The following is a 12800-nucleotide window of genomic DNA, read 5'->3' as shown; positions in this document are numbered from 1 at the left end:
TATGATTCAAATTTACAAAGAAATAAGACCCTACAACTTCGCCTTGTTGTTAACAGGGTTGTTATTACTCATTGGTGCAGGAGTCGTATCATTTTTGCCCAAAGGAGACTTGCTGATCTTCTTGAATACATACCACAATAAAGTATTGGATCATTTTTTCTATTACCTGACAAATATGGGAGATGGACTTATCTTTTTGCCTCTTGTCCTAATTGCATTTCTAATAGATAAAAGATTAGGCATATACTACCTGCTAGTAGGTTTAATGCATGCAGCACTGGTCTCAATTGGTAAGTATATACTTTTTGAAAACTCACCTCGCCCGATTATTTACCTAAAACAGTACACCTTACATCTGGTAGAGGGGTTAAAAGTACATAAATGGAATTCATTTCCTTCTGGTCATACAGCTACAGTGTTTGCGGCTTGTACAGCTATAATACTATTTTTAAAGTCAAAGTTACTGCAAGTCCTGATGATAATAATTGCTTGTCTGGCAGGTATTTCACGCGTGTATTTGTGTCAGCATTTTTTTCAGGATGTATTTATTGGTGCTGTCTTAGGAGTAGTTTCTCCATGGTTTCTATGGAAGGTATACTACTTTCCGGTTGTACTGATGAAAGATGGTATTCAATAAAGCTTTCTTCAAAAATTCCTATCTCTTAGTTTATTTCATTAATTTTACATGAATAAAACTTCATATTTAAACTAAAGTAACAGATAAGTGATGTTAAGGGATTCGGAAAGAATTATTGAAATGATTCGTCAGACTTATTCAGGTGTATTTGATGAGTCTCTGACACAGAAAATAGGAGAAGTAGGAGTTATTAAAACATTTGAGCAAGGAGAGTACCTGATGGACATTGGCAATGATATTACAGCCGTACCTCTAATTATAAATGGTAGTTTAAAAGTGGTCAGGGAAGATGAAGAAGGCAGGGAAATCCTATTGTATTATATGGAGAGGGCAGACACCTGTGCTATGTCATTGACTTGTTGCTTGAGACATAAGAGAAGTGGGGTAAGGGTTGTCGCTGAGGAAGCAGGTACTGCAATTATGGTTTCGGTACAGGATACCGAGGAGTGGATGGGTACCAATGCAAGTTGGAGAGCCTATGTGATGGAGTCATATACTTTTAGAATGGAAGAAATGCTGAGAGCTATTGATCAGTTGGCATTTCAGAAGATGGACGAGCGTTTGTTGAATTACCTGATCAATAAAAGTGAAGTCAAAAACTCAAGAAAACTGAGTATTTCACATGCTGAAATTGCCATTGACTTAAATACATCGAGGGAAGTAGTGTCACGCCTTCTTAAAAAACTGGAGAAAGAAAATGTAATCCAGCTTGGAAGGAATCAGCTGGAAATAATGAAGTAATCAGCTATGTGACAAAAGTTACAAACAAACTTAAACAGGCACACTACATTTGTATTGTAAGTTAAGGAAACGGATAAAAGAATAACCAGAAACAGACATATGGAATTGCTTAAAAAAATCTTCGGAAAACAACCAGAAACAGATTACATGACACTGGTAAATGAGGGGGCTAGCATATTAGATGTTAGAACCAAAGCTGAATATGCAGAAGGCCATGTGCCAGACTCTCTGAATATTCCCTTAAGGGAACTAAATAAAGCACAAATGCAAAAACACCTGCCAGTTGACAAGCCTGTTATTATTTGTTGTCAGTCAGGAATGAGAGCAGGACAAGCCAAACGGCTATTAGAAAATGAAGGTTACAACAATGTCTTCAATGTCGGGAACTGGGCATCGTTAATGAAAAAAATTTAACAATAACATGAATATATAAACATATATAAAATTGTAGTAAATGGAAGTTTTAGGATATGCAGGTGCAATCGCAATAGGAGTTTCACTCGGACTGATAGGAGGGGGAGGGTCGATTCTGACAGTACCTGTCTTGGTATACTTACTCCATATAGATCCTGTCCTGTCAACTGCATATTCACTGTTTATAGTGGGGAGTGCATCATTGGTAGGAGCAGTAGGGAATATGAAAAAAGGGCTAGTCAGTTATAAGACAGCAATCATCTTTGGTTTACCGTCTATGGCAGCGGTGTTCCTAACCCGAAAATTTCTCGTTCCAGCCATTCCTGACCATTTGATGGATATAGGCAATTTTGAGTTGACTAAGCCAGTGATGATGATGCTGGTATTTGCAGTAATGATGTTGTTGGCTTCGGTCTCCATGATCAAAGGTAGAAGTCAGGAAAACTGCCAAAGTCAGTTGGAGCCTAGTAAAAATCAATACCTGATGTTGTTAGTACAAGGTGTATTGATTGGAACACTTACAGCATTTGTGGGTGCAGGAGGAGGCTTCCTGATTATTCCAGCTTTGGTTGTACTAGCCAAGCTACCAATGAAGACGGCAATCGGAACCTCTCTTACTTTAATAGCTTTCAATTCGCTGTTCGGGTTTATTGGCGACGTATTGCAAAGGGATATTGCATGGAGTTTCTTACTGATTTTTGCAGCGCTAGCAGTTGCAGGAATTTTCATAGGGATGAAGTTAGCTGAATATATTCCAGGATATAAGTTGAAAAAAGGATTTGGCTGGTTTGTCGTCATCATGGGGGTTTGGGTACTCTCAAAAGAGTTGATTTTCTGACAAACCATTAAAAAACGATCAATTAATTTAACGATACACAAAACGAAATAATGATATGAAAAATCTAGTTGAACAAATTTATACAGGATGTCTAGCACAAGGTGCTTATTATATTGAATCAAAAGGAGAGGCTGCGATCATTGATCCATTAAGAGAGACAGCACCATATATCAAGATGGCTGAGGAAAGAGGCGCGAAGATTAAATATGTATTTGAGACGCACTTCCATGCTGACTTCGTATCTGGACATGTTGACTTGGCTAAGAAAACTGGAGCTACAATTGTGTATGGACCAACAGCTCAAACAACTTATGATGTGCATGTAGCCACAGACAATGAGGAGTTCAAGATTGGTGATTACACGATCACAGTACTTCATACTCCAGGCCATACAATGGAATCAAGTACTTTCTTGCTGAAAGGAGCTGATGGAAAACCTCAGGCAATTTTCACAGGTGATACGCTGTTCATCGGTGATGTAGGACGTCCTGACCTTGCGGTGAAATCAGATGAACTGACTAAAGAGGATTTGGCAGGAATGTTATTTGACTCGCTTCATAATAAAATCCTTCCGTTGCCAAATGATGTAATTGTATATCCAGGTCATGGCGCTGGTTCAGCATGTGGAAAGAATATAAGTAAGGAAACCACTGATACTTTAGGCAACCAGAAAAAGACAAACTATGCGTTGCAGGATTTATCTAAGGATGAGTTTATCAAGCAAGTGACCAACGGAATTTTGCCTCCTCCTCAATACTTTGCCAAAAATGCAATGCTTAACAAAAAAGGGTATGAGGCTATTGATGAAGTTTTGGCAAAAGGTCTGAATGCTTTGACTCCTGATGCATTTGAAAAAGCACCCCAAAAAGAAGGTGTGTTGATTCTAGACACAAGAGCACCACAGGAATTTAACAAAGGATTTGTAAAAGGAGCTATCAATATTGGTTTATCAGGTAAGTTTGCAGGTTGGGTAGGAGCTCTTATCGAAGATCTGAAAACACCTATCTTGCTGGTAACAGATGAAGGTTCTGAAGAAGAGGCTGTGACAAGATTGTCACGCGTTGGTTATGACAATCCGATTGGCTTCCTGAAAGGAGGATTTAAATCATGGGAAAATGCAGGTAAAACAGTTGACTCAATTAAGTCTATACCTGCAACTGCTTTAGAAGAAAAAATGAAAGAGGGTACAGTAAGTATTCTGGATGTAAGAAATCCTAATGAGTACCTGTCTCAACATATAGAAGGTGCGGTTAATTTTCCACTTGACTATATCAACGAGCACTTGAACGAACTGGACAAGGACCAACCATTCTACTTGCATTGTGCTGGTGGTTACCGTTCAATGATTGCGACTTCAATATTGAGAAAGCAAGGCTATCACAATATTGTGGATGTAACGGGTGGATTTGGAGCTATTAAGGAGACTGGTATACAACTTACAGCGTACGTTTGTCCTTCTACATTATAATATTCTAAATATCAGCTTTAATGGAAAAACCACTGGCCAAGTGGTTTTTCCTACTGAATGAAATAATCTGTCTCGAACTGTTCAAAAAATATTATGGATTGGATTCAAAATGCATGGCCTTGGTATGTTTCAGGGCCAATGATCGCACTTGTGATGACATTACTGCTTATTACAGGTAAGTCATTTGGAATGTCAGCCAACCTGAGAGTAATCTGTGCTGCTTGTGGTGCTGGAAAAAAGTGTGATTTCTTTTCTTTTGACTGGAAAGTACAAAGGTGGAACTTGATGTTTGCCTTTGGCGCTATCTTAGGTGGTGTATTGGCGGTGAATTTTATGAATGGTGCTGAAGGTGCCGAAATCTCAGCACAAACTGTAGCTGACCTCAAGGCATTGGGAGTTGCTTCTTCAGGTGAATCACTATTGCCAAAAGAGTTTTTTAACCTTGAGTTCCTTCTTACATGGAAAGGTTTGGTGATGTTGATTGGAGGAGGTTTTATGGTAGGATTTGGTGCACGATACGCTGGTGGCTGTACTTCAGGACATGCTATCAGTGGACTTTCAAACCTTCAGTTACCTTCTTTGATCGCAGTAATAGGATTCTTTATTGGGGGGCTTATCATGACACATCTTTTAATGCCACTTATTCTAGGTTAAGATTAATTTATCAATATGAAATTCAAGATAGGAATTAGATATATACTGATTGGTGTATTGTTCGGTATTGTCATGACCAAGTCGGAAGCGGTATCATGGTTCAGAATACAGGAGATGTTTAGGTTTCAGTCATTTCATATGTATGGAATCATTGGATCCGCATTGTTGACTGGGATTGTCATAACGGCAGTCATCAAAAGGTTTGGTATCCGTGATGTTTATGGTGAAACAATAAAATTCCATGACAAGGAAAAGAGTATTTCAAGATACTTGATTGGGGGTACCATTTTCGGATTGGGTTGGGCATTGACAGGTGCATGTCCAGGACCAATGTTTGTTTTACTTGGACATGGCTTCCTGATTATGTTTATAGTAATTTTGAGTGCAATTACAGGGACTTTTGTCTACGGTCTTTTGAGGGATAAGCTTCCTCATTGACATTCAGTTTAGTTGTGATTTTGTGCAAAAAAGAATACCCCGGCAATTTGCCGGGGTATCTTTATTTAATAAAGGTACTGAGGTATGAACAATAGAAAAGTTTATAAAGTGTGATGTGTGTTTTATTGATCATTTTTGGATGACAGTTCTTTTTCAGAGCTTCTTGGTCTGTAGAGCATCGTTCTGATCTTGTTAGAACCTTCTGTTGTGATCAGGCATCTGTTGCCACTTACAAATTCAAGGTAATGTGTTTCTCTCGAGCTTCTGACAGCAATCTTATTACTTTGCATGATCTCGATTTTGTAAGTGCGAGATTTTTTGATCGCCCCCAAATAAACCCTGTCGCAGTAAATACCTAACCATTTACGGGCAATTGGTCTTACCAAAAGGTTAAATTCATTGAAGAATGCGATTACTTTCTCGTCGTTTTCTGTATTGACATCGAACTCATTGATATTGAATTTGAACATGTCATACCCGATATAAGCCATTTCATAACCTGTTTTACGCTCTGTTATAAGTAGCCAGTCTCCAAAGTCCTTGGTCACTTCAAAGTTTTCTTCCATGAACACAGCTGTTTCATAGATTTCGGAAGGCACTTCGAGCCTCATTTTTACGGCTTCCTTTTCAGTGTAATAAGGCATTTCATAATCAAGTGGGTCAGCATCAATCAAGAATCTTTTGACGGTAGCAAAGGTTGAAGCCAATTCTGTTTGATCCCTTAACCTTGCAGATTCAAGCTTTTCGAGAAAAGTCTGAGATTCCTTTCTCATGATTAGGTCAGGTCTAAGTTCAGGATATGCGGCGACTTCCTGTGCCAGTCTTTTTTCAATTTCTAGTATTTCTGCTGCATCGGCATCAAAAGCCGTTTTAAGTTCTTCTACTTGGTCTTCATCTTCCCATATCTCTTCTTCTCCAAAACCACTTTTTAGGTTAGGGTCAATATAATCATCGTCCTCTTCTGGGGCTGTTATAACAGGAGCTACTAAGGAGTTTTTCTGTGGTTTGGAGTCATTTTTAGCTAAATCTTCTTGGCTGCCTTTTTGACCTTTCTTTTTCCTTTTGGCATAGTCAAAATTACCCATAATTCCTGCACGGTGATTAACATATGCCAAAGGGGAATTCATAAAGTTTTTGAGAGATACTGAAGTAACGGTTTTTCCATTGTCTTTTACTTTTACCCATCCACCTGTGGCTACATTTGGGATGGTAACTAGACGTCCATTTCTTACTGGGTGTACAACCACTCCATTAGTGGTTTTGATTACAATTTCTGTGTTATCAACTTCACCTGATTTGTCAATGAAAATTGTATAAACACCTTGGTTTTCAGAGATAAGCAATACCCCGTCCCATTGAGGGGTAGGGCTGTTTTGTGCAACAGCGGATAAGCCAAATGCGCAAAAAGCCAATAGAATAGCAAAGCGAATCATGGTAGTGAGGGTTGCTGGTTGTGTAATTGATTATTGTGGTATAGCTGTATTGTTTGATTTAATTGTGTTTCCTGATTTCAGAACTGAAAATGAAAGCTTATTTGAATAGAAAAGTATGGGCGCGCAGAATTAGTGGTGTTAATTAAAATTCTTACAAGCGGATAGTTCTGAAGTAAGTAGGCCTAAAGAAGTGCCTTTGTGATTTGTTACATCCAAAGTACGCAATTTTAAGTAAAAATCACAGATGTGTAAGGTTTGAGGTGTTTTTGAATAAAATTTAGTTAATGAGTTGAAATCACATCATTAATAGTAGTTAGTGTTGTGTTATTTTAAGATTATGGGAGAGGTGTTTGTCAGGGGATAACGAATAAAGGTAAATTTAGGAGGAAAGAGACTGTAAACTCACAGGTAAGCAATACCTGAAGTGTAACTTATTTTTTTAATAATGGTGAACGAAAGGTATTGAATGTTACACATTGAAAGTAAACGTAAACTGTGAGCTTTTGTATTGATTTAAGAAATGTTAATACTGAGTAGAGTCATTAGAATTGAAAAAGATTTTTATTTATCTGCCGATTATTTTTAATTTTGCATCGTGCTTATTGAGAAAGACTGAGAGAACGGGCTCTGTGAAGTCTTAGCAACCTGCAATTCTTTGAATCATTTTTTCAAATTGAACAAGGTGCTAATTCCCGCCCTGGAGGTGTCCAGGAAAAATGAGTACGGTATGTTATGTACCGGCAAGCGCTCTTTGCCGGTATCTTGATTCCTGCCTTACTACTCAATTCCAGTTATTCTTGATAACACCCTGATCGAACAGACAAATGTCTGACAGGTTTGGCTATGCAGTTGGCTAGCCGTAATTGCGATTAATTCTAGAGCCATTTAACTATTATTCATGAAAGCAGATATCAGAAAGCAGGCCGAGGAAAGGGTGCTGATCCTGGATGGAGCCATGGGAACCATGATCCAGCGACACAAATTGACAGAAGAGGATTTTAGAGGGACTCGCTTTGCCAGTCATGCTAGTGACCTGAAAGGTAACAATGACCTACTGTCCATTACAAGACCTGACATTATCAAGGAAATACATCGACTGTACTTTGAGGCTGGCGCTGACATTGTAGAGACCAACACTTTTAGTGGTACCAGTATAGCCATGGCTGATTACCAGATGGAAGATCTGGTATATGAACTCAACTATGCTTCAGCAGCAATAGCAAAAGAAGTAGCTGATGAGCTTACAGCTAAGGAGCCTCATAAACCAAGATATGTAGCTGGCTCAATTGGACCAACCAACAGAACGGCTTCCATCTCTCCAGATGTAAATGATCCAGGTTATCGTGCCATCAATTTTGACCAACTGGTAGAAGCATACTATGAGCAAGTACAGGCATTGGTAGAAGGAGGAGCAGATATCCTTTTGGTAGAGACTGTTTTTGATACGCTTAACTGTAAGGCAGCCCTTTTTGCAATTGACCAATATTTTGAGGATGTAAAAAATGGCAATCTAGTGGACAGACGTCCTAGAGGCAGGGAAGAGGAGTTTCCAAACCTGTCAGTAGGGGTTGACCTTCCAATTATGGTTTCCGGTACGATTACAGATGCTTCTGGACGTACACTTTCCGGTCAGGTAGCAGAAGCTTTCTGGAACTCAATCCGTCATGCAAACCTGTTTAGTGTTGGTTTGAACTGTGCCCTAGGTGCCGACTTGTTGAGACCCTACATTCAAGAGTTATCTCGTGTAGCCAATGTCAATATTTCTGCACACCCAAATGCAGGATTGCCCAATGAGTTTGGTCAGTACGATCAGACAGCGAAAGAGATGGCTGACATTGTTGATAGCTTTAAAGGATTGGTAAATATCATTGGGGGTTGTTGTGGTACAACACCAGATCACATCCATGATATTGCTGAGACATTTAAAACGGCAGCACCTAGAACAATACCTAAGCACAAGCCTTTCATGAATTTGAGTGGTTTGGAACCGGTTACCATTAAGCCAGACAGCATGTTTGTCAATATTGGTGAGCGAACCAATGTGGCAGGTTCCCTTAAATTCAAGAGACTGATTAAGGAAGAGCAATTTGATGAGGCTTTGGAGATCGCCCGTACGCAGGTAGAAGGTGGTGCACAGGTGATTGACATCAATATGGATGACGGAATGTTGGAGTCAAAAGAGTGTATGGTTAGGTTCCTGAACCTGATTGCCTCTGAGCCTGACATTGCACGTTTGCCAATCATGATTGACTCCTCAAAATGGGAAGTGATTGAAGCTGGACTTAAATGTATTCAGGGTAAGGGTGTTGTAAACTCTATTTCCCTAAAAGAAGGAGATGATGCATTTAAGGATAATGCCCGAAAAGTATTACGTTATGGCGCTGCTGTAGTGGTGATGGCCTTTGACGAAAAGGGGCAGGCAGATTCATATGAAAGAAGAATTGAGATTTGTAAAAGGTCTTACGATATATTGGTCAACGAAGTAGGCTTCCCTCCAGAAGACATCATTTTTGACCCTAATATCCTGACTGTTGCTACAGGTATAGAGGAGCACGACAACTACGGTGTTGACTTTATCGAAGCTACAAGATGGATCAAGCAAAACCTGCCTCATGCTAAGGTGAGTGGAGGTGTTAGTAATATCTCCTTCTCATTCCGTGGTAATAACGTTGTACGTGAAGCCATGCACTCCGCATTCCTATATCATGCCATCAAGGCAGGTTTGGATATGGGTATTGTAAATGCTGGAATGATTGAGGTGTATGAGGAGATTCCTAAGGAATTGCTCGAAAGAGTTGAGGATGTCATCTTGAACAGAAGATCCGATGCAACTGAAAGACTGTTGGAACTGGCTGAAACGGTAAAGGGTGATGGTAAGAAAGTAGAAGTTGACCTTTCTTGGAGAGAGACAACAGTTCAGGAAAGACTTTCACATGCATTGGTAAAAGGAATTGTTGATTTCATCGATGAAGATGTAGAAGAAGCACGACAGCAATTTGACCGACCAATTCAGGTGATTGAAGGGCCACTAATGGACGGTATGAATATCGTAGGAGACCTGTTTGGAGAAGGTAAAATGTTCTTGCCTCAGGTGGTGAAGTCTGCTCGTGTAATGAAAAAGGCCGTTGCTTACCTGATTCCTTTTATTGAAGAAGAAAAGAGAAAGAATCCTCAGCTTTCTGCACGTAAAACTGCCGGTAAAATTCTGATGGCGACAGTGAAAGGTGATGTCCATGATATTGGTAAAAATATCGTTGGAGTAGTCTTGGCCTGTAACAACTATGAGATCATCGACCTTGGAGTGATGGTGTCGTTGGAGAAGATTATCAAGACAGCACAGGAAGAAGAGGTGGATATCATTGGGCTTAGTGGCCTGATTACGCCGTCATTGGACGAAATGGTTTATGTGGCTGAAGAGTTGGAGCGCAAAGGTATGAAAACACCATTGTTGATTGGTGGCGCGACAACGTCTCGTATTCATACGGCTGTGAAGATCGACCCTAAATACAGCGGTCCTGTAGTACATGTACTGGATGCGTCCAAATCAGTACCAGTTGCCAGTGCATTTACCTCTGATGATGCAGCGTCAAGAGAAGGGGTCTTTACTCATTTCAAGGAAGAGTATGTTAGACTGAGAGAAGACCATGAAAAGCGTAAAGGCGGTAAGAAACTGATCTCATTGGAAGATGCTCGTAAGAACAAGGTGGAAATTGATTGGGACAATTCATCATTTACCAAGCCTTCTTTCTTAGGTGCAAAATCCTTGAAAAATTATAATCTGGAAGAAATCTTGCACTTCTTTGACTGGACTCCATTCTTCCAGTCATGGGAACTAGCAGGTAGATACCCTGCCATTCTGAATGACTCAGTGGTTGGTAGTGAAGCAAGAAAACTGTTTGATGATGCACAGACAATGGTCAAGCAAATCATCGAGCAACAAGCTTTTCAGGCAAATGCTGTATTCGGTTTCTTCCCAGCCAATAGCGTAGAAGACGACATTGAGCTTTATAAGTATGACAAGCAGTTAGTTCCAATGCCCGACAATCCAGCCCATACAGAAACCTTCTTCGAGGAAAACCGTGAGGAAGTCTCTGAGGTACTGTGTAACCTTCGTCAGCAGAATATTAAAGCGAAAGGGCGTCCTAACTTCTGTCTTTCTGATTTTGTGGCACCAAAATCAACAGGTAAACAGGATCATATGGGTGCATTTACTGTAACGATTCATGGAGCTGATGAATTGGCTAAAAAATATGAAGCTGACCATGATGATTACAATGCAATTATGGTGAAAGCACTGGCAGATCGATTTGCTGAAGCTTTTGCTGAATTGCTTCACCAGAAAGTCAGAAAAGATTATTGGGGTTATATCAAAGACGAGAGTCTGGATAATGATTCCCTTATCAGAGAAAAGTATGTAGGTATTAGACCTGCACCGGGTTACCCAGCATGTCCGGACCACCTTGAAAAAAGGAAGTTGTTTGACTTGCTGAATGCAGAATCGGAAATTGGTATAGAACTGACTGAAAGTTTTGCGATGTATCCTGCGGCTTCTGTAAGTGGTTGGTACTTTGCTCACCCTGATTCCAAGTACTTTGGTCTAGGAAAAATAGACAAAGATCAGATAGAAGATTATGCCAAGCGTAAGAATATGTCTGTGGAGGAAATAGAAAGATGGTTGAGTCCTGTATTGGGATATTAATTATTAGATTTAATAACATGAGTTTACCCGAATTTTCGGTGTAATATAAAAGAACCTTCAAAAGGGAATGTTATTTCTCTTCTGAAGGTTCTTTTTTATGAAGAATTATATTCTACATAAAGAAACAAAGCCAGCTCCCAAAGAGTGCGCCCGTCTGGCAAAAATCACCTTAAGTCGGTTGTACGTATTTCTGGAGCCTTTACTTGAGACCTTGAACCAAGTATTGGACAAACGTCTGGTCCGAACTTTCTACCATTTATTTGTCTCGATCCTGAGCCTGGAAAACAGTCGGCACTCCTTGCTGGTGACCAGGTTAGGCGCCCACTTTTTGGGAGAGCACCAAGGCTGGGCAGGTATGAAACGTATCCATCGGCTACTGGACTCACAGAAGTGGATGTCAACCTTGCTGGATAATTTCTTTGAGCAGCAGGCTGTAGCATTTGCCACAGAGGTAGTGGCTAGCGGCAAGTGGTTGCTGGCCCTGTGGGACGATGGGGAAATAGAAAAGCATGAGACGGAAAAGGGGGAAGGGCTCTGCCCTGTACGCAGCAGCAAGTTCAAGCGTCTGATCCGCATCCGGAAAGGGTATTACGATCCTCCTACCACCAAGCCTGCTTTTGTAGCAGGCCTGCATTGGCTAACGGTATTGCTGTCGGGTATGGATACGGCTCCCATCCTGTTTCGCAGTGACTGTTGGAGCCATCGTGGTCCGCAGGCGGAAGGCTGGTATGACCGGCATGTCAGGCTCCTGAAGCGATGTCAGGAGTTGCTTGGAGATACCGCGCTACATGTATTTGACAGAGGCTTTGCCGCAACCCGTTGGCTCAGCTTCCTGATCGGACTGCAATGCCGGTTCCTCATCCGGTGGAACGGACACTACATCCTGCTCAATTCCGCCGGGGTGAAAAAGAAGACCTGTTACCTGTCCATTGGAAAAAAAGCCACCTCTACACGGATGGTATGGGACATGAAACAGCAGGTCTACCGAAAAGCCGGTGTCCTCTGGATGAGGGTGACGCACCCTGCATACCCGGATGTGCCACTCACCCTGATCATCTGCCGGTCAGGAAAGATGGGAAGAAGCCCTTGGTATCTACTCACTTCCGAGAGGGTGGAAAACAGTCGACATGCCTGGAAACTGGTTTTTGCCTATTCAAGAAGATGGCTTGTCGAAAGCACTTTCCGTTACAACAAAGCTGAGCTGGGTATTGAGTCTATCAGAGTCATGACATGGGAAAAGCGAATGAAGTTTATCAAGATCGTCATGCTTGTTTACCTGTTTTTGCTTTGGCTGATGCATTTGAGGAAGGGTGTCCTAGTAGTACTTATTCTAAAACATACTTCTGACAAAAAAGGAAAGCGGTACAGAATTGCTTCCATACCGCTTTATAGACTTAGAGATGCCCTGATTTTCTTGATGAAACAAGAATTCGGGTAAACTCATGTTTATTTTTAAAATATCTAAGTGGCTTTAAAAG

10 protein-coding genes and 1 riboswitch are annotated in these 12800 nt (G+C 40.7%); of the genes, 9 read left to right on the top strand and 1 reads right to left on the bottom strand.

The window, feature by feature from the left end; translation table 11 throughout:
* Position 1: 1 nt before the first annotated feature.
* The 7 genes from V6R21_RS16290 to V6R21_RS16260 all read left to right on the top strand — a co-directional run bounded on the left by V6R21_RS16290 (position 2) and on the right by V6R21_RS16260 (position 5190).
* On the top strand, positions 2–637 hold the full coding sequence (locus V6R21_RS16290) for a phosphatase PAP2 family protein (RefSeq protein WP_334244693.1): 636 nt from the start codon (positions 2–4) through the stop codon (positions 635–637).
* Between the two features lie 90 nt (positions 638–727).
* Positions 728–1378: a Crp/Fnr family transcriptional regulator gene (locus tag V6R21_RS16285; RefSeq protein ID WP_334244692.1), complete on the top strand. Its 651-nt coding sequence runs from the start codon at positions 728–730 to the stop codon at positions 1376–1378.
* A gap of 99 nt (positions 1379–1477) precedes the next feature.
* Positions 1478–1792, top strand: a complete 315-nt coding sequence (locus V6R21_RS16280; protein ID WP_334244691.1) for a rhodanese-like domain-containing protein — start codon at positions 1478–1480, stop codon at positions 1790–1792.
* Between the two features lie 40 nt (positions 1793–1832).
* Positions 1833–2630 (top strand): sulfite exporter TauE/SafE family protein, encoded by a 798-nt coding sequence (locus V6R21_RS16275; protein ID WP_334244690.1) that lies wholly within the window; start codon positions 1833–1835, stop codon positions 2628–2630.
* A 55-nt stretch (positions 2631–2685) separates the two neighbouring features.
* On the top strand, positions 2686–4098 hold the full coding sequence (locus V6R21_RS16270; protein ID WP_334244689.1) for an MBL fold metallo-hydrolase: 1413 nt from the start codon (positions 2686–2688) through the stop codon (positions 4096–4098).
* Positions 4099–4191: 93 nt separating this feature from the next.
* Positions 4192–4752 (top strand): YeeE/YedE family protein, encoded by a 561-nt coding sequence (locus V6R21_RS16265; protein WP_334244688.1) that lies wholly within the window; start codon positions 4192–4194, stop codon positions 4750–4752.
* Between the two features lie 15 nt (positions 4753–4767).
* Complete coding sequence (locus V6R21_RS16260) at positions 4768–5190, top strand: DUF6691 family protein (RefSeq protein WP_334244687.1); 423 nt, start codon at positions 4768–4770, stop codon at positions 5188–5190.
* Positions 5191–5312: 122 nt separating this feature from the next.
* Here the strand turns inward: V6R21_RS16260 and V6R21_RS16255 are convergent, their stop codons facing one another.
* Entirely contained in the window at positions 5313–6623 is a 1311-nt protein-coding gene (locus tag V6R21_RS16255; protein WP_334244686.1) for a hypothetical protein, read from the bottom strand.
* A gap of 596 nt (positions 6624–7219) precedes the next feature.
* A riboswitch (SAM riboswitch) is annotated at positions 7220–7346 on the top strand.
* Between the two features lie 175 nt (positions 7347–7521).
* Between V6R21_RS16255 and metH the strand changes: the two genes are divergently transcribed.
* Both metH and V6R21_RS16245 read left to right on the top strand, forming a co-directional pair.
* Entirely contained in the window at positions 7522–11322 is a 3801-nt protein-coding gene (gene metH / locus V6R21_RS16250) for a methionine synthase (RefSeq protein WP_334244685.1), read from the top strand.
* A 97-nt stretch (positions 11323–11419) separates the two neighbouring features.
* Positions 11420–12760 carry a transposase gene (locus tag V6R21_RS16245; protein WP_334241169.1) on the top strand — a complete coding sequence of 447 codons (1341 nt, stop codon included), beginning with the start codon at positions 11420–11422 and terminating at the stop codon, positions 12758–12760.
* Positions 12761–12800 lie beyond the last annotated feature (40 nt).

It is taken from the genome of Limibacter armeniacum (assembly GCF_036880985.1).
GTDB classification, from domain to species: domain Bacteria; phylum Bacteroidota; class Bacteroidia; order Cytophagales; family Flammeovirgaceae; genus Limibacter; species Limibacter armeniacum.
Note: the sequence above shows the minus strand (reverse complement) of the source record. Positions and strands in the feature narration are given on the sequence as shown.